The organism is Amycolatopsis camponoti (assembly GCF_902497555.1).
In the GTDB taxonomy this organism is placed as follows: domain Bacteria; phylum Actinomycetota; class Actinomycetes; order Mycobacteriales; family Pseudonocardiaceae; genus Amycolatopsis; species Amycolatopsis camponoti.
In genome coordinates this window covers 486,714-503,860 of the sequence record NZ_CABVGP010000001.1, presented here as the reverse complement: position 1 = coordinate 503,860, position 17,147 = coordinate 486,714, and the positions used below count along the sequence as shown (strand labels likewise).

The window sequence follows — 17,147 nt, the reverse complement described above, 5'->3', positions numbered from 1 at the left end:
CACGCGTGTCGACCCTCCCGTCACACCCGTCCGGCGGTCGGCCGCGGCGCCCACGTGCGGGAAGGGTCGACACGCGTGATCAGGAGGTCGACACGCGTGATTCAGGGGTCGACACGGCTAGTCCGTCAGTGCGTTGGCCTTCGCGACCCGGCCCAGGAACCGGCCCGAGTCCTTGACCGTCCGGACCTGCGTCTCGAAGTCCACGTGCACCAGGCCGAAACGCTGCGAGTACCCCATCGCCCACTCGAAGTTGTCCAGCAACGACCACGCGAAGTACCCGCGCACATCCGCGCCCAGCCGAATCGCCTCGTGGACCGCGCGGATGTGCTCCAGCAAGTAGTTCACCCGGGCCGCGTCGTGCACCCGGCCGGACACCACCTTGTCCACAAAGGACGCACCGTTCTCCGCCACCACCAACGGCAAGCCGGACCGCGACGAGATCCAGCCCAGCAGTGACGTGAACACCTCGGGCGCCTGCTCCCACCCGAACGCTGTCAGCGGGCCGACGGCCGGCAGCACGTCCACGCCCCGCAACCCCGGCAGCGGGCAGTTGCCGTGCACCGAAAGGTCCTCGAGGGGCGTCACCCGCGCCGGCGCGTAGTAGTTCACGCCCAGCCAGTCGATCGCCGCCGCGATCGTGTCCGTGTCACCATCCAGCACAGAAGCCGCGAACCGGCCTCCGTGGTGGGCCACATCGGCGACGACGTCCTCCGGGTAACCGCGCCCCAGCACCGGGTCCAGGAAGAACCGGTTGTGGATCCCGTCGAACTTCCGGGCCGCCTCGAGGTGCGCCGGCGACGTGCCGTCCGGCAACGCCGGTGCGAAGTTCAACGCCAGCGAGAACTCCTGCCCCGGACGCGCCGCCGAAGTCAGCGCCCGGGTCGCCAGCCCGTGCCCGAGCAGCAGGTGGTGCGCCGCCACCAGCGCCGTGTCGTAGTCCTGGACGCCCGGCGCGTGCACCCCGCTGCCGTACCCCAGGAACGCCGCGCAGAACGGCTCGTTGATCGTCGTCCACTGCTCGACCCGGTCGCCCAGAGCGTCGTGGACGTGAGCGGCGTAGTCCGCGAACCGGTAAGCCGTGTCGCGCGCGGGCCAGCCGCCCGCGTCCTCGAGAGCCTGCGGCAGGTCCCAGTGGTACAGCGTCAGCACCGGCACGACGTCGCGGCGCAGCAGCTCGTCCACCAGCCGGTCGTAGAACGCCAGGCCGGCGGACGACGGCGTCCGGCCGTCCGGCATCACCCGCGGCCACGCCACCGAAAACCGGTACGCACCCAGCCCCAGATCCGCCAGCAGCCCGATGTCCTCGGGAAAGCGGTGGTAGTGATCGCACGCTACCTCGCCGGACGCGCCGTCGAGGACCGCGCCCGGGCGAGCCGCGAAAGTGTCCCAGACGGACGGTCCGCGGCCGCCCTCGGCCACCGCGCCTTCGACCTGGTAGGACGCGGTCGCCGCGCCCCACAGAAAGCCCGTCGGAAAGGTCATACTGGTGCCCCTTTCAGGATCCCCCGGACGATGTGGCGGCCCAGCAGCAGGAACAGCGCGATCACGGGCAGCACGCCCACGGTCGCCCCGGTGAGCATGAGCGCGTAATCGGTGTAGTAACCACTGGCCAGCTGCGACAGGGCGACCTGCACGGTCGGTGTTTCGTTCGGGTCGAGTACCACCAGCGGCCAGAAGTAGTCGTTCCACGCGGCCATGAACGTCAGCATCGCGAGCACCGCGGCCGCCGGGCGCAACGCGGGCACGGCCACGTGCCAGTAGGTACGCAGGATTGAACAGCCGTCGACGGTCGCCGCGTCGACCAGCTCGGCGCTGATCGCGTTCTCGCACGCCTGGCGCATCCAGAACACGCTGAACGCGCTCAGCAGCCCCGGCACGATCACCGCTTCGAGCCGCCCGTACCAGCCGAGCTCGCCGACCACCAGGTAGAGCGGGATGACGCCGAGCTGCGCCGGCACCATCGCCGAGCCGACGACCAGCAGGAACAGCGTGTTGCGCCCGCGGAACCGCAGCCGCGCGAAGGCGAACCCGGCCAGGCTCGCGAGCACGACGTTGGACACCATGACGGTGCCCGCGACGATCAGCGAGTTGCCCAGCGCCAGCCAGAAGTCGACGGTGTCGAAGACGCGCCGGACGTTCTCGACGAGGTGCCCGCCCGGCAGCAGCAGCGGCGACGTCTCCCCGATCGCCGCATTGTCCCTTGTGGACACGACGAACGACCAGTACAGCGGGAAGATCGACGCGCCGAGGACGCCCACCAGCACCGCGTAGACCCAGCCGCCGGGGCGCCTCACGACGACCTCACGAACCGGCGCACCAGCCGGTAGTTCACGAGGGCGAACAGCGCGCAGACCACGAACATCACCCAGGTCAGCGCGGCCGCGTAGCCGGCGTCGAAGTGCGTGAACCCCTTCTCGTACAGGTACATCACGAGCGTCTGGAACTGGCGGTCGTTGCCGCCGGTCCCGCCCGACCCGCCGGTGTCGAACAGCTGCGGCTCGGCGAACAGCTGCAGGCCGTTGACCGTGCCGGCGATGGCGGTGAAGGCCAAGGCGGGCCGGATGCCCGGCACGGTGATCGACCAGAACGTCCGCCAGCGCGAAGCCCCGTCCAGCGCGGCGGCTTCGTAGAGGTCGCCCGGGACGGCCTGCATCGCGGCCAGGTAGATCAGCGCGTTGTAGCCGGTCCAGCGCCAGAGCACCATCGACGCCACCGCGAAGTGCGACGTCCAGCTCGACGCCTGCCAGTTGACCGGCGCGACGCCGAACCAGCCCAGCACCTCGTTGACGACGCCGTAGTCGCGGCTGAACAGCTGCCCGAACACCAGCCCGATCGCGACGACGGACACGACGTTCGGCAGCAGGATCCCGGTGCGCCACCAGGTCGCGCCGCGCAGCGGGCGGTCGAGCAGCGCCGCGATGCCCAGCGCCAGCAGGAACTCCGGGACGGCGGCCAGCACGAAGATGCCGACGGTGTTGGCGAGCGCGTTCCAGAAGTTCGGGTCCGCGAGCAGGTCGCCGTAGTTCGCCAGGCCGAGGTAGCCCTGGTCGCCTTCCAGCAGGTTCCAGTCGTGCAGCGACACCCACGCCGTGTAGAGCAACGGGAAGGCGCCGAAGACGACGAACAGGGCGAAGAAGGGCGCGACGAACAGCAGCGGCGTGGCCTTGCGGTCGAAACGGGCGAGCCGGTGCTGCACGCGCGCTACTTCAGGGCGGCTTGCGCCTGCTGGACGGCTTCCGTCCAGGCCCGGTCGACGCCGTCGGTCTTGTCTTCGATCCGCCCGAGGGCGCGGCCGTACTCCGGCCGGACGTCGGCGTCGCGCAGGCCGCGGTAGTTGGGCCGGAGCTGGTCCGCCGACGCGGCGAAGATCCGCCCGATCGGCGCGTCCCCGAAGTACGGGTCGGTGTGCGCGACGACCTGCGGGTCCGCGTACACCGACGGCTCGCTGGGCAGGATGCCGTCGGAGAGGAAGAGCTTCTTCTGCTGCTCCGGCGCGGTCAGCCAGCGCGCGAGCTCGTACGCCTCCTTCGGGTGCTCGCCCTGCTTCGGCACGGTCAGGAACGAGCCGCCCTGGTTGCCGCTCTTGCCGGGCACGGTCGTGACGTCCCACTTGCCCTTGTTGCCGTCGCCGCCGGCTTCCTTGATCTGGCTGAGCATCCACGCCGGGCAGGCGACGGTCGCGAAGGAGCCCTGCTTGATCGCGACGTTCCAGGCCTGCGTGAAGGTGGTCGCGGCCGCCGTCTCCCCCTTCGCGGCGATACCGCCCGCGAGGAAGAACGCAGTGCGCACGCTGGGATTGCGGTCGCCGATGAAGGAGTCGTCGGCCGCGGAGAAGTAGTTCTCCGGCGACTGGTTGAGCATCGCCGTGTAGACGGTCCCGGCGGAGTCCGCGAACTTCACGCCCGGCGTCTTCGCCGTGAACCGGTCGGCCGCGGCGGCGTAGGCGTCCCAGTCCGGGATCAGCTTCGCGACCTCGTCACGGTCGGTCGGCAGGCCCGCGGCCTGGAAGAGGTCGCGCCGGTAGCAGAGCGCGAGACTGCCCATGTCGGTGCCGAGGCCGAGGACGAACGCGCCGTCGGTGCCCTGCGCCCACTTCCAGGGCGCCCACTGCTTCTCGAGGTCCCGCGCGCCGAAGGAGGCGAGGTCGACGAACTTGTCCTTCGCCTTCCGGTACTGCGGGATGTACTGCTCTTCGATCGCGACGACGTCGGCGGCACCGTGGCCGGTGGCGAGCTGCGTCGCGAGGCCCTTGTGGTGGGTGTCGAAATCGGTGACGCGGTTCTGCACCGTGATCTCGGGGTGCAGCTTCTGGTACTCGGCGATCAGGGGCGCGTAGCCGAATTCGCCGAAGGTGGCGATGGTGAGCTTCGTCGGGCCGCCGGAGTCAGCGGGACTGCAGGCGGCGAGCGGGATCAACGCGGCGACCGCTACGGCGGTCCGGCGGACGATCGTGCGCAACGGGCTTCCTCAGATCACACCGGCCCGCACGGCGTAGGCGACCGCGTGCGGCCGGTTGCGCAGGTTGAGCCGGTTGGTCATGGCGTAGATGACGTTCTTCACGGTCCGCTCCGAGTAGCAGAGCTTGCCCGCGATCTCGGCAGTGTCCCAGCCTTCGGCCATCAGGCGAAGCACATCCACCTCGCGCGGCGTCAGCGCCGCGGTGGTGCCCTCGTGGGCCAGGGCGTCGACCTGGTCGCGCAGTGACGTCGTGCGCCCCCGTGCGGCGGCCAGCACGCTGTCGGTGAGCCGGTCGAGCGCGGTCCGCGGCAGCACGACCGAGACGTGGCAGTCGGCGAGCAGGCCGAGGTGCCCCGGGTCGACGTGCCCGGCGACCAGCACGATCGCGGCCGGCGACTCGGCGGAGGCGGCCCGCAGCGCGGCGATCGCCTCGCGGTCGACCTGCCCGACGGCGAACACGAGCACGGCCGCCTCGGCCCGCCGGGCGCGGGGGACGACCAGCAGCTCCGGCCGGGACTTCAGATGATTGGTCAGCCCCGTCAGCGCGATCGGGTCCGACGCCCACGCCGCCACTCGAACCTGGTCCATCGCGACCCCTCCCCACTGTCCGTGTTCCGGTGGTGCCAGTCTGCTGAGGTCGCCTTCACGAATTCTCTAACCGCGGTGCAGGCCTTCTTCACATCGTGAAGCCGGGCCGTCGACTACCGTCGTGGGGCACACCGACGACTGAAGGGACCGATGAACCACCGACGTCCGGCCGCCTTGGGGGTGGCGCTCTGCATCGCTGTCGTGAGTTCCCTGGTCACGGGCTGCCAATCGGACACCGTGGCCGGGCTGGCGATCCCCCGGTCACCGGTTCCTCCTCCGCCTTCACCTTCCCGGACGGCCGCACCTTCTTCCCCGGCGCCGACGTCGAGCCTGACCCGGCCCGGTGACTGCGCGTCGCTGGTCAACGGCCTCGACGTCCGCGGCCAGGTCGCGCAGCTGGTCGTCGTGGGGGTGTCCGGCGACAACCCGGGCACCACGGTGTCCATGGTGCGCGACAACCAGGTCGGCGGGATCTTCATCGGTGGTAACGCAACAGCGTTGTTGAAAGATCGCTCCCTCGACGCCGTCCAGGCCGCGGCCAAGCTGCCGGTGGCCGTGTCGGTCGACGAAGAGGGCGGCCGCGTCCAGCGCATCGACGACCTCGACGGCGAGATCCCGTCGGCCCGTGAGATGGCCGCGACGAAGACTCCCGCCCAGGTCCGCACGCTGGCCGCCGACCGTGGCCGCCAGCTGCGCGCTCGCGGCGTGACGGTCGACTTCGCCCCGGACACCGACGTCACCGACGCCCCGGACGACGACGTCATCGGCGACCGCTCCTTCAGCCCGGACCCGAACCGCGTGAAGACCTACGCCGCGGCGTTCGCGGCGGGCCTGCGCGACGGCGGGGTCCAGCCGGTGCTGAAGCACTTCCCCGGCCACGGCCACGGCTCGGGCGACTCGCACAAGGGCACGGTCGTCACCCCGCCGCTCGCGCAGCTGCGGACGGTGGACCTGGTGCCGTACCGGAACCTCGCCGACTACGGCCCGGTCTCGGTGATGGTCGGCCACCTCGACGTGCCCGACCTGACCGGCGGCGTCCCGGCGTCGATCTCGCCGGCCGCCTACCAGCTGCTGCGCACCGAGTTCAAGTTCACCGGGCTGGTCCTGACCGACGACCTCGGCGCGATGAAGGCGATCACGGCCCAGTACTCGCTGCCGGACGCCGTGCTGAAGGCGTTGCAGGCCGGGGCGGACGAGGCGCTGTGGTCGTCCGGCGGCCGCGTGGACGAGGTGCTGAACCGGCTCGTGAAGGCCGTCCAGTCCGGCGAGCTGCCGAAGGCGCGGGTGCAGGAGTCGGTGACGCGGGTGCTGCGCAGCAAGGGCGCGTGCGGCTGATCGTCCCTAGACTCCTCGGCGGAACGCCACCTACCTGAGGAGCGGAATGGCAAACCTGGGCGGCACTTTCAGCCTCGGCGGGGAAGTCCCGGTGACCCGGATGGGGTACGGGGCCATGCAGCTGGCCGGCCCCGGTGTCTGGGGACCGCCGCGTGACCACGACACCGCGGTCGCCGTGCTGCGCGAGGCCGTCGAAAGCGGCGTCACCCACATCGACACCAGCGACTACTACGGCCCGCACACCGTGAACGCGCTGATCAAGGAAGCCCTGCACCCGTACCCGGACGCGCTGACGATCGTCACCAAGGTCGGGGCGCGGCGGACGCCCGACAAGGCGTGGCCGCCCGCGTTGTCCGCCGACGAGCTGACCCAGGCCGTGCACGACAACCTCCGGAACCTCGGCGTCGAGGCCATCGACGTGGTGAACCTGCGCCTGGGCAACACCGCCGGCGACTACCCGGTGCGGATGTCGCTCGCCGAGCCCTTCGGCGTGCTCGCCGAGCTGCGGCAGCAGGGCCTGATCAAGCACCTCGGCGTCAGCCACGTCACCGCGGAACAGCTCGACGAGGCCAAGGCGATCGCGCCCGTCGTCTGCGTGCAGAACCAGTACAACCTGGCGCACCGCGAAAACGACGACCTCGTCGACAAGTGCGCCGCCGACGGCATCGCCTTCGTGCCGTACTTCCCGCTCGGCGGCTTCAGCCCGTTGCAGTCGGGCATCCTCGACGACTGCGCCGCCCGCGTCGGCGCGACGCCGATGCAGGTCGCGCTCGCGTGGTTGCTGCGGCGGTCGCCGTCGATGCTGCTCATCCCCGGGACGTCGTCGCTCGAGCACCTGCGCGAGAACCTCGCCGCGGCTTCGCTGGAACTGCCGGCCGACGTCCTGGCCGACCTCGACCGGATCGGGGCCGCCTGATGGCCGAGTGGGGCGACCTGGTCGCTTACATCAGGCAGGCGTACCGGGTGGTGCGCGACGAACCCGACGAGATCCGCATCCGGCTGAGCTTCGGCGACGACCCCGACACCGAGCAGCGGGCCCAGATCATGGTGATCGCCCACGAGATCCTCGACCAGCAGGAGGACTGGGTCCAGATCGCGACGCCGTTCGCCCGCCACGACGAGGTCGACCTCCTCGACGTGCTGACCGAGGTCGGCAACTCGACGGTCGTGGGCGGGCTGGCGGTGATGGGCGACCACCTCGTGCTGCGCCACTCGCTGCCGCTGATCCACCTGGACATCAACGAGTTCATCGACCCCCTCGAGCTGGTGGCGGGCGCGGCGGAGCTGCTGGAGCAGCAGTTCACCGGCCGCGACGACTACTGAGGGGGACAACCGCGACGGCGGCGGCCACGGTCACCCCGGCGGCGACGCCGAAGGCCGTGGTCGCCGAGCCGCTGCTCAGGTAGAGGCCGCCGAACAGGGCGACCCCCAGGGTGCCGCCGAGCTGCTGCACGGCGTTGAGCAGCCCGGCGGCCGAGCCCGTCTCGTGCGGCCGCACGCGCTGCAGCGCGGCGGTGAAGAACGGGACCGTGAACGTTCCCATCCCGAGTCCGCACAACGCCAGCGCCGGGGTCACCCCGCCGGCGACCGCGAGGATCCCGGCCAGCAGCAGGCCCAGTCCGGCGAACATCACGCGGGAGCCGAACTTCGGCACCAGCCAGGACCCGGCGACCCACGACGACACTGCGAGCCCGGCCGAAAGCGGCAGCAGCGTCAGGCTCGCGGTGCGGACGTCGACGCCCTCGCCGAGCTGCAGCCGCATCGGGACGAGGAGCATCAGCCCGGTCATCACCGCGAAGTACAGCAGTGACCCGGCGAGCGCGGCCGGGAACCCGCGGTGGGCGAACAGGCTCGGCTCGACCAGCGGCGCCGCCGTCCGGCGCTGCTGGAACCCGAACCCGACGAGCAGCGCGGCACCGGCCGCGAGCAGCGGCCACGCCGTCCCGCCCGGGCTGATCAGCGGGTAGACGAGCAGCCCGGCGCCGGCGGCGACGAGCAGAGTGCCGGTGAGGTCGAGCTTCGGGCGCGTGGCGGCCTTGTCCTCGGGCAGGAACCGCGCGGCGAGCAGGACGGCGAGGCCGAGCGGGACGTTCACCAGGAACACCGCCCGCCACGACAGCGCCTGCGTCAGCAGGCCGCCGACCAATGGCCCGGCGACCGCGGACAGGCCCATCACCGGGCCGATGCTGCCGAGCGCCTTCGCGAGTTCGGCGCCGTCGAAAAGCGCCCGGATGAGCCCGATCGTCTGCGGGATGATCAGCGCCGCGGCCGCGCCCTGCAGCGCGCGGGCGCCGATCAGCAGGGCCGCCTCCGGCGCGGCCGCGCAGGCCAGCGACGCGAGCACGAAGGCCGTCACGCCGATCTTGAACGTCTTCGCCCGGCCGAACACGTCCCCGAGCCGGCCGCCGGTGATCAGGAGGGCCGCGAACGGCAGCGTGTAAGCCGCGCTGAACCACGGGATGTCGGCGGCCGGTCCGGGCAGGCCGTCGTGGATCACCGGGCCGGCGACCTGGACGATCGTGGCGTCGAGCAGGTTCATCGCTTCGGCGGTGAGCAGCACGGCGAGCGCGGCCCAGCGGGGCCGGTAGCGGGTCGTGGTCGGCATGAGGTGCCCCCCTTTCGTCGGCACCGACCTTGTCCCGCCTCCGGCTTGGACTTCCACTTCTCGCGGACGGCTGGCTGATTTCTTCCACGCCGTACGCTTTGATGAGGGATATGACCATCCTCGACGACGTCGATCGCGCGGTGATCCACGCGCTGCATCTCGACGGGCGAGCGCCGTTCACGAAGATCGGGGACGTCCTCGGCGTCTCGACGCAGACGGTGGCGCGGCGCTACCGCCGGCTACGCGCCGAAGCGTCGCTTCGCGTCGTCGGCTTGCCGGACCCGCAACGCGCCGGGCAGGCCGAGTGGATGGTCCGGCTGACGGCGACCCCGAACACCGCGCGCGACGTCGCGCTCGCCCTCGCGCGGCGCGCCGACACCGCGTGGGTCAAGCTCGTGTCGGGCGGCACCGAGATCTGCGTGAACGTGTCCATGCCGGCCGCGAGCGACCATTCGCTGCTGCTGCGGGACATCCCGCGCTCCGCGAGCATCACGGCCGTGTCGGCGCACCAGCTGCTGCACCGCTACCTCGGCGGCCCGACGGCGTGGCTCGGGCGCGCGAACGCCCTCGACGCTTCGCAGGTCGCGGCGTTGACCCCGGAGTTCTCCGGCGACGGCAAGCCGCTGACCGGCGACGACGACGCGCTGATGGCCGCGTTGCAGCGCGACGGCCGCGCGAGCCTGGCCGAGCTGGCGACGGCCACCGGCTGGTCCGCGGCGACCGTCGCGCGCCGGCTGGCCGACCTCCAAGCCGGCGGCACGGTGTTCTTCGACCTCGAAATCGACCCGGCCCCGCTGGGCGCCATCACCCACGCGCTGCTGTGGATGTCGGTCGCCCCCGCCCACCTCGACGCCGTGGCCCGGGAGCTGGCCACCCACCCGGAGCTGGCGCTCGTCGCGGCGACGACCGGGCCGGCCAACCTGGTCGCGCACGCGCTCTGCCCCGACGCGGCGGCCCTGCACCACTACCTGACCCGGCGGCTGGGGGCGCTCGACGCCGTCCGCACCCTGGAGACGGCGCCGGTCCTCCGGACGATCAAAGCGGCCGCGTCCCGCTGAAACGCCGCCTTTCCCGTGAAAGCTCCGTCAGCGCGTCTGCGGGATCCGCACCCTGGCGGCCGGGGACAGCTGCACGATGCGCTGCAACCGGGCCCGGCCCAGCCGGTGGAGCATCTCCCCGAGCTCCTCCGGCGCGATACTGCTTTCGAGGTCGAGCCGCGTCACCTTGACGACGTGGTCGATCTCCGCGGCGGGGAGCCGCCCCACGAACTCCCCCGCCAGCCACACTCCGACTTCTTCGACGACGTGGTCCGCCCGGTGGCTCCGTACGGTCATCGCTCTCTCGCTCTCCTCGTTCCGGATCGCCTTCGCCCTGGTCGAGGCCGGAAAATTCCGGTCTGACGCAGGTCGGACGAACCCGCCCGCGACCCATGACGCGGAAACCCCGAAATTAGGGGCGGAAAAGCTTTCCGTGTCCGGACCGGTGAGTACCGTGACGATCAGCTTTCACTCACATGGGCTGTTCGCCGCCCCAAGTTGTCGGCCGATCGGGTGGAAAACCGGAGAACAGTGCCGGTGCCGCGTCCGCGTCTGGACTCTGGAGACGTCCGGTAGTGCGGGCGTTCCCTTGCGGGACGCGGAAACGGAGACGCGATCCATGGCCCGGTACGACCGGACCGACCTCGGGGCCTACAGCCTGGGGTTGCTCGACGCCGTCGACACGGCACGGGTGGAGCGGCACCTTTCGGCGTGCCCGGACTGCCGGCAGGAGGTCCGGGAGTTCGAGGCCGTCCGCTCGATGCTCGACCACCTCGGCCGCGCGGAGTCCACTTAGGACGGATCGCGGAAACTGTCGGTGCCCGCCGGTACCGTGCGCGCCGTGACCGACTTCCTGACCACCACCCGCCACGCCTACTCGATCGTCGCCGAGAGCTACGCCCGGCTCTCGCCACCGATAGCCGAAGACGTCCAGGACCGCGCGCTGCTGACGGCGTTCGCCGACCTCGTCCGCGAGGACGGCGGCGGCCCGGTCGCCGACCTCGGCTGCGGAACCGGCCGCGTGACGGCGTACCTCGCCTCGGCGGGGCTCGAAGTGGCGGGCATCGACCTGTCGCCGGAGATGCTCGCCGTGGCCCGCCGCGACCACCCTGAACTGCGGTTTTCCGAGGGGTCCCTGCTCGGGCTGGACCTGCCGGACGGTGGTCTCGCGGGCGCGGTGGCCTGGTACTCGATCATCCACACGCCGCCGGCCCGGTTGCCGGAGGTGTGCGCGGAGCTGTTCCGGGTGCTGCGCCCGGGCGGCCACCTGCAGCTGGCGTTCCAGGTCGGCGACGAGCGGCAGCACCTGACCGGCTGGCAGGGCCACGACGGCCTCTCGCTGGACGCCTACCGGCAGCCGGTGGAGCGGGTGAGCGAGCAGGTGGCCGGCGCCGGGTTCGAGATCCTGACCCAGGCGCTGCGCGACCCGGAGGCGCGGGTGCCGCACGGGCGGGTGCTGGCGCGGAAACCGTCCGGAGACTCCGCGGCGGAGTAGCGCCGGCACCGAAGGTTCGCGCAAGTCCGGTGCCCGAGGCGCCGCTTTCGGCGGCGATGGCCGAATTCCGCGCGCGACCGGGCACCGAAACCCGCCGCCGAAGGCTCACGAGTCCGGTGCCCGAGGCGCCGCATACGGCGGCGATGGCGGCCGAGTTCCACGCGACCGGGCGCCGAAGGTTCACGCGGGTCCGGCACCCGGAGCACCGCATTCGGTGGCGGCGACCGGATTCCGCACGCCCGAGCGCCGGAACCCCGTCGCCGGAACCCCGTCGCCGCACGGTTCAACTCGGGAGTCGTTCGCGCACACCCCTTGCCCGCTCCGCCCGAATCCTTGACTGGACTAGACCAATCTGCTCTAGTGACCGGTGTCACCCTCGTTCCGGCCGGTCGAGCACACCCCCTCCGACACCGGGCGCCCCCGCGTCCGGACTCCGTCGTGGCCGAAGGAGTGAGCCAGTCTTGAGAAGACGTCTTGTCGCGGTCCTGTCAACATTCGCCGCCGCCGCCGCACTCGTGCTCGGCGTGCCCGCCGCCACCGGTCAGGTCCCGCAGGCGGCCGCCGCCGCCTGCAGCGGGCCCAACTGGGTCGCGGGCCAGTGGTACGACGTGGGCGCGGTCGTCAAGTACACCAACGGCAGCTACTACCGCGCCAAGAACGCCAACCCGGGCTACGACCCCATCATCAGCACCTGGTACTGGGAGCCCTACAGCTGCGACGGCGGCGGCGGAACCACCTGCAACGCCCCGAACTGGGTCGCGGGCCAGTGGTACGACGTCGGTGCGATCGTGAAGTACACCAACGGCAGCTACTACCGCGCCAAGAACGCCAACCCGGGCTACGACCCGATCATCAGCACCTGGTACTGGGAGCCCTACTCCTGCGGCGGCGGCACCGACCCGGGCAACCCGGGCAACCCCGGCTCGTTCGTCATCAGCGAGGCGCAGTTCAACCAGATCTTCCCCGGCCGCAACGGCTTCTACACCTACAGCGGCCTGACCGCGGCCCTCTCCGCCTACCCCGGCTTCGCCAACACGGGCAGCGACACGGTCAAGAAGCAGGAAGCCGCGGCGTTCCTCGCCAACGTCAACCACGAAACCGGCGGGCTGGTCTACATCGTCGAGCAGAACACGGCGAACTACCCGCACTACTGCGACTACGGCCAGCCCTACGGCTGCCCCGCCGGCCAGGCCGCGTACTACGGCCGCGGCCCGATCCAGCTCAGCTGGAACTTCAACTACAAGGCCGCCGGTGACGCACTCGGCATCGACCTGCTCGGCAACCCCTGGCAGGTCGAGCAGAACGCGGCCGTCGCGTGGAAGACCGGCCTCTGGTACTGGAACACCCAGAGCGGCCCCGGCACGATGACCCCGCACAACGCGATCGTCAACGGCCGCGGCTTCGGTGAGACCATCCGCAGCATCAACGGCTCCATCGAGTGCAACGGCGGCAACCCGGCGCAGGTCCAGAGCCGCGTCGACAAGTACCGCCAGATCACGTCCATCCTCGGCGTCGACCCCGGCGCCAACCTCTACTGCTGACCTGAAGCGAGCGGCTCACCTTCCCGACCGGTGAGCCGCTCGCCCAGCAGGCGGCTCACCTCCCCGAGGTGGTCGTTCAGGTAGAAGTGGCCGCCCGGGAACGACTTCAGCTCGAAGCGGCCGGACGTGTGCGCCGCCCACCGCCCCGCCTCCGCTTCGGTGACCGTCGGGTCGCGGTCGCCGATCAGCGCGAAGACCGGGCAGCCCACGTCGGGGCCGGGCCGGTAGCGGTAGGCCTCAGCCGCCTTGTAGTCGTTGCGCAGCACCGGCAGCACCATGCGGACGAGCTGCGGGTGCTCCAGCACCCGGACGTCGGTGCCGCCCAGCTGCCGGACATCGGCGAGCAGCTCGTCGTCCCCCCGCTCGTGGACCCGCCCCACGCGGGACGCCGACGGCGCGCGGCGCGCGGACACGAACAACCCCAGCAGCCCGGTCTCGAGCCGCCGCGCGACCTCGAAGGCCAGGCTGGCGCCCATGCTGTGCCCGAAGAACGCCACCGGTCCGGCACCCTCGGCGGCGAGGACGTCCGCCAGCCGGTCGGCGAGCAGGAACAGGTCGTCCACCAGCGGTTCGGCGTGCCGGTCCTGCCGGCCCGGGTACTGCACGGCCAGCACGTCGACCGCGGGCGCCAGCGTGGCCGAGAGCGGGTGGAAGTAGCTCGCCGCGCCGCCGGCGTGCGGGAAGCACACGAGCCGCGGCGCGCCGGGCGCCGCCGGGTGGAAACGCCGGAGCCACCCCACGGAGTCCGTCATACCGCTGAATGTCCCAGGCCCGCGCGGACCGGGTCGACGCCTGTCGTGCGGAAGCCGGGCGGGCCCCGGTGCCGGGACCCGCCCGTTCCCTCCCTCCTCAGGGGGTCACTCCGCCCGCCACAGCGCGGGAACGGCCGGGGGTTCCCAGCCCGGCTGGGCGGTGTGCCCCTGCAAGCACACGTAGCCCCGGCCGCCGTAGGTGACCCGGGCACCGGCCGCGTAGGCCGTGCCCGCCGCCCAGGTGGTGCCCCCGGGCGGCGGGGAGGTGGGCGGCGCCGACGTCGTGGACGTCGGGTTCTGCGGGACGTTCAGCACGAAGTCGAACGCGGCTTCCTTCGCGGAGCCGTTGTCCCGCACGGTCATCAGCAGCCGCGCGTCGAAGATCGTGTCGGTGTTGTTGCGCGGCTCGTTCGGGAAGTAGAGCTGGGTGGTCAGGATCGGCCGGCCGGGCGCCTGGACCTTGACGTGGATGTGCCGGGTGCGGCCGGGGTAGAGGCCGGGCACGATCGTCGAGAGGCGGAACGCGCCCTGGGCGTCGGTGTACTGGTGGCCGCGGAACGCGTAGCCGGCGCTGTCGTACGCGCCGTTGACGTCGGCCTGCCAGAAGTCCAGCAGCACGCGGCCCACCGGCAGGCAGGCCCGCCCGAACACGTAGCCGGACACCGTCAGGCGCGTGCCCGGGGTGCCGGGCGTGACCAGGTCGGTCCGTTCCGGCGAGTTCGGCTTGAAGTAGGGGCCTTCGGTCTGCTCGATCGTCGGTTCGTCGCCGTCGTGGCACGCCGGGGTCAGTTCGGGGGCGGCGCCGGTGGCGGCGGTGGTGCGGGCGAGCGCCGGCCCGCCGATCAGGGCGACCGGCGCGGCGACGCCCGCGGCCAGCGCGGCGCGCAGCACCGTCTTGCGGCTGAGCTTGGTGTCCTCGTCCATGCCTGCTCCTCGTGGGGGCGTCGGGAATCCCCTCGAACGTAGGCAGCGCACCGGGTGCGCGACGATGGACTGGGCCGGTCAGTCGTGGTGATTCTCCCCGCCGCGGCGGAAGTCGCCCGGGCTCAGCCCGGTCTCGCGGCGGAAGAACCGGCAGAAGTAGGCCGGGTCGGCGAACCCGACGCGGGTCGCGACCTGGCGCACGGTGAGGTCCGTCCGGAGCAGGAACCGCTGGGCTTCCCGCGTCCGCGCCTCGCGCAGCAGCTGCGCGGCGGTGCGGCCGGTCGCGGCCTTCACGGCCTCGGTGAGGTGGCCCGGCGTGACGCCGATGCGCGCGGCGTGCGCGGACACCGACCACAGCCCGAGGTCCGGGCGGCCGGTGAGCCGGGCGAACTCCGCCGCCACCGTCCCGGCGGGCGCGGGCGGCGGCCCCAGCAGCCGTCCGGCCCGCGCGACCAGGACGTGGAGCAGCGCCCGCAGGACCGACTCTTCGCCGTGGCGGAGCTCCTCCACGAGGTCCGCGACCAGCCGCGTGACGCCGGCGTCGGCGTCCGGGTCCAGCTCCAGCAGCGGCTGTTCGCTCAGCCGTCGCAGCAGTTCGCGGTCGGCCGGGTGGTCGAGGAGGAACTCGTCGGTGAACAGGACGACGTGACCGGTCAGGCCGCGCACATCGGCCCACTGGTGCACCTGCCCCGGCGCGATGACGCCGAGGTGCGGCGGACGCAGCGGCCGGCGCGTCAGGTCGACGACGTGCGCGCCGGTGCCGCCGGTGACGTGCACCAGCTCGTGGAAGGTGTGCCGGTGCGGGAACTCCGCGCGCGAGAGCGGCCCGATCGCGTCGAACGTGCCGACGGCGAGCGGCGGCGCGTGCGGGGCCGGCACCTCCAGCCGGTGCATCGGCAGCTCCCCCGCCCGCGGTGGCGGGCAGGGCGTCCCGGGCGGAACGGTCGTACCGCGCATGACGTCGTCCCTTCGCCGTCCGGGCGAAAAGTCTAGACCAATGCACGGGCGGTTCGCCGCTTTTGCCCCGATGATCGCAATCCGATGGTCGGGTCCCTGACGCACGAAAACGGGGCCGGTCCACAGTGGACCGGCCCCGTTCCGGGTACTGACTGGTACTTATGCGCGGCTGCGACGCCGGTTCACCAGCAGCATCAGCGCGCCGCCACCGAGCAGCAGGCCGCCGACGGTGAACGGAACCGCGGCGTCGACACCGGTGTTGGCGAGCTCGCCGCCCCCGCCGTTCGAGCCGGCCGGAGTGGTGCTCGGCGCGGTGGTCGGGACGCCGGCCTCGGTCCAGCTGGCGGGCGCGTTCGCGGTCACCTCGGTCTTCTCCGAGTCGGCGACGATCAGCGACTGCGCCGGCTTCTTCGCGTAGTTGTCGGCGACGAACAGGCGTCCGGTGTCCAGCTCGCCGGTGGCCTTGAGGGTGAAGGCGCCCTTGCCCGGCGTGGTGCCCGCCGGGACGTCGACGAACAGCTTGCTGCCGTCCTTGACGTCGGTGCCCTTCAGCTCCTTGCCGTCGGCGTCGGTGATCTTGACGCCCTCGGGCAGCTGGCTGGTCAGCGAGGTGACGTCCCCGCTGGTGGCGACGCTGTACGGGCCGATCTTGCCACCGGCCGTGCCCTCGGTCTTGTCCGCGGCGATGTTCAGCGTCGGCTTCGGCTGCTCGCCGATGCCCTTGTTCTGGTCACCGGTGAAGTACGCGTAGAGCGCGGCGACGTCGGCGTTGGCGTCGGCCGAGTTCTCCTCGGCCAGCGGCTTGGTGGCGTCCAGGTTCACGCCGTCGCTGAAGTGCCACACGGCGGCCTGCGTCGCGGCGATGGCCTCGCGCTCGGAGACGCCGTCGTGGACCTCGACGCCGGCCTTCTTCAGCGCCTTGCCCAGCGCGTCCAGGCCGGTGCCCGGGTAGCCGTTGTGCAGCACCCAGTTGATCTTCGCGCTGTTGGCCGTGAACGGCCCCTCGGCGGGGTACTTGTTCCAGGGGCGCTCGACCATGTCGACGTCGGTGCGCAGGCCGACGGTGATCTGCACGCAGTAGAGCTTCAGCGTGCTGCCGTTCGACAGCTTCATCTCGAACAGTTCGGCGATGTAGTCGCCGCCCTTGCCGAGGTTGAGGCGGTAGCCGACCGTGCCGGCGTGCTCGTCGACGCGGCCGCGCGCGGCGCCATCGTCGGCGAGAGCGGCCGGAGAACCGATCATGACCGCGGCGGCCGCGGCGAGAGCCGCGATCCCGCCACGCACAAGAGTGGACCTGACCTGCATAAATCTCCTATCCGAGCCCGAACCACGACGGGGTAACCGCACACCCCCGCAGGCGGTCACCGATTCGGGTGAGCGATCACCCGGTCAAGCGAGACGGGAGCTTACACGGACCCAACAAGCGCTACGCGAGGTGTCCCCATTAACTCGAAA

Annotated in this window: 18 protein-coding genes; 7 read left to right on the top strand and 11 right to left on the bottom strand. The window is 71.7% G+C overall.

Annotated elements, in window-relative coordinates:
- Positions 1–117: 117 nt before the first annotated feature.
- From AA23TX_RS02485 to AA23TX_RS02465, 5 genes are read right to left on the bottom strand one after another with little or no spacing between them, the layout of a single operon-like run.
- Positions 118–1,482, bottom strand: coding sequence for a GH1 family beta-glucosidase (locus AA23TX_RS02485; RefSeq protein WP_155540974.1), 1,365 nt, complete (start codon positions 1,480–1,482; stop codon positions 118–120).
- Positions 1,479–2,294 carry a carbohydrate ABC transporter permease gene (locus AA23TX_RS02480; RefSeq protein WP_155540973.1) on the bottom strand — a complete coding sequence of 272 codons (816 nt, stop codon included), beginning with the start codon at positions 2,292–2,294 and terminating at the stop codon, positions 1,479–1,481. The genes AA23TX_RS02485 and AA23TX_RS02480 overlap by 4 nt, the downstream gene beginning before the upstream one ends.
- Entirely contained in the window at positions 2,291–3,196 is a 906-nt protein-coding gene (locus tag AA23TX_RS02475) for a carbohydrate ABC transporter permease (RefSeq protein WP_155540972.1), read from the bottom strand. Before AA23TX_RS02475 ends, AA23TX_RS02480 begins: the two co-directional genes overlap by 4 nt.
- A 5-nt stretch (positions 3,197–3,201) precedes the next feature.
- On the bottom strand, positions 3,202–4,458 hold the full coding sequence (locus tag AA23TX_RS02470; protein ID WP_155540971.1) for an ABC transporter substrate-binding protein: 1,257 nt from the start codon (positions 4,456–4,458) through the stop codon (positions 3,202–3,204).
- 9 nt (positions 4,459–4,467) lie between these two features.
- Positions 4,468–5,046 carry a helix-turn-helix transcriptional regulator gene (locus tag AA23TX_RS02465; protein WP_155540970.1) on the bottom strand — a complete coding sequence of 193 codons (579 nt, stop codon included), beginning with the start codon at positions 5,044–5,046 and terminating at the stop codon, positions 4,468–4,470.
- 150 nt (positions 5,047–5,196) lie between these two features.
- Between AA23TX_RS02465 and AA23TX_RS02460 the strand changes: the two genes are divergently transcribed.
- Genes AA23TX_RS02460 through AA23TX_RS02450 form a run of 3 tightly spaced genes read left to right on the top strand, consistent with a single transcriptional unit; the run spans position 5,197 to position 7,704 of the window.
- Positions 5,197–6,381 (top strand): glycoside hydrolase family 3 N-terminal domain-containing protein, encoded by a 1,185-nt coding sequence (locus AA23TX_RS02460; RefSeq protein WP_155540969.1) that lies wholly within the window; start codon positions 5,197–5,199, stop codon positions 6,379–6,381.
- A gap of 46 nt (positions 6,382–6,427) precedes the next feature.
- Positions 6,428–7,297 carry an oxidoreductase gene (locus AA23TX_RS02455; RefSeq protein ID WP_155540968.1) on the top strand — a complete coding sequence of 290 codons (870 nt, stop codon included), beginning with the start codon at positions 6,428–6,430 and terminating at the stop codon, positions 7,295–7,297.
- The gene (locus tag AA23TX_RS02450) at positions 7,297–7,704 is read left to right on the top strand and encodes a type III secretion system chaperone family protein (protein WP_155540967.1); all 408 of its coding nucleotides are present in this window, start codon (positions 7,297–7,299) and stop codon (positions 7,702–7,704) included. The genes AA23TX_RS02455 and AA23TX_RS02450 overlap by 1 nt, the downstream gene beginning before the upstream one ends.
- On the opposite strand, the gene AA23TX_RS02445 is transcribed toward AA23TX_RS02450, so the two are convergent.
- Complete coding sequence (locus AA23TX_RS02445; RefSeq protein ID WP_155540966.1) at positions 7,682–8,986, bottom strand: MFS transporter; 1,305 nt, start codon at positions 8,984–8,986, stop codon at positions 7,682–7,684. The genes AA23TX_RS02450 and AA23TX_RS02445 overlap by 23 nt on opposite strands.
- 110 nt (positions 8,987–9,096) lie before the next feature.
- On the opposite strand from AA23TX_RS02445, the gene AA23TX_RS02440 reads away from it, so the two are divergent.
- Positions 9,097–10,044: an Lrp/AsnC family transcriptional regulator gene (locus AA23TX_RS02440; protein WP_155540965.1), complete on the top strand. Its 948-nt coding sequence runs from the start codon at positions 9,097–9,099 to the stop codon at positions 10,042–10,044.
- Between the two features lie 27 nt (positions 10,045–10,071).
- On the opposite strand, the gene AA23TX_RS02435 is transcribed toward AA23TX_RS02440, so the two are convergent.
- On the bottom strand, positions 10,072–10,320 hold the full coding sequence (locus tag AA23TX_RS02435; RefSeq protein WP_155540964.1) for a hypothetical protein: 249 nt from the start codon (positions 10,318–10,320) through the stop codon (positions 10,072–10,074).
- A gap of 322 nt (positions 10,321–10,642) precedes the next feature.
- On the opposite strand from AA23TX_RS02435, the gene AA23TX_RS02430 reads away from it, so the two are divergent.
- The 3 genes from AA23TX_RS02430 (at position 10,643) to AA23TX_RS02420 (ending at position 13,059) form a co-directional block, all read left to right on the top strand.
- A complete protein-coding gene (locus AA23TX_RS02430; protein WP_155540963.1) occupies positions 10,643–10,819 on the top strand; it encodes a zf-HC2 domain-containing protein in 177 nt (58 codons plus the stop codon).
- Positions 10,820–10,864: 45 nt separating this feature from the next.
- Positions 10,865–11,518 carry a class I SAM-dependent methyltransferase gene (locus tag AA23TX_RS02425; protein WP_155540962.1) on the top strand — a complete coding sequence of 218 codons (654 nt, stop codon included), beginning with the start codon at positions 10,865–10,867 and terminating at the stop codon, positions 11,516–11,518.
- A gap of 515 nt (positions 11,519–12,033) precedes the next feature.
- Positions 12,034–13,059, top strand: a complete 1,026-nt coding sequence (locus AA23TX_RS02420; protein ID WP_155544204.1) for a chitinase — start codon at positions 12,034–12,036, stop codon at positions 13,057–13,059.
- Here AA23TX_RS02420 and AA23TX_RS02415 read toward each other — a convergent pair.
- From AA23TX_RS02415 to AA23TX_RS02400, 4 genes are all read right to left on the bottom strand, one after another.
- The gene (locus AA23TX_RS02415; RefSeq protein WP_155540961.1) at positions 13,050–13,811 is read right to left on the bottom strand and encodes a thioesterase II family protein; all 762 of its coding nucleotides are present in this window, start codon (positions 13,809–13,811) and stop codon (positions 13,050–13,052) included. The two genes, AA23TX_RS02420 and AA23TX_RS02415, sit on opposite strands and share 10 nt — an antisense overlap.
- A 105-nt stretch (positions 13,812–13,916) precedes the next feature.
- Positions 13,917–14,735 (bottom strand): dioxygenase family protein, encoded by an 819-nt coding sequence (locus AA23TX_RS02410; RefSeq protein ID WP_155540960.1) that lies wholly within the window; start codon positions 14,733–14,735, stop codon positions 13,917–13,919.
- 78 nt (positions 14,736–14,813) lie between these two features.
- Entirely contained in the window at positions 14,814–15,692 is an 879-nt protein-coding gene (locus tag AA23TX_RS02405; RefSeq protein ID WP_196425153.1) for a helix-turn-helix transcriptional regulator, read from the bottom strand.
- Between the two features lie 159 nt (positions 15,693–15,851).
- Complete coding sequence (locus AA23TX_RS02400; RefSeq protein ID WP_155540959.1) at positions 15,852–16,997, bottom strand: thioester domain-containing protein; 1,146 nt, start codon at positions 16,995–16,997, stop codon at positions 15,852–15,854.
- Positions 16,998–17,147: the final 150 nt, after the last annotated feature.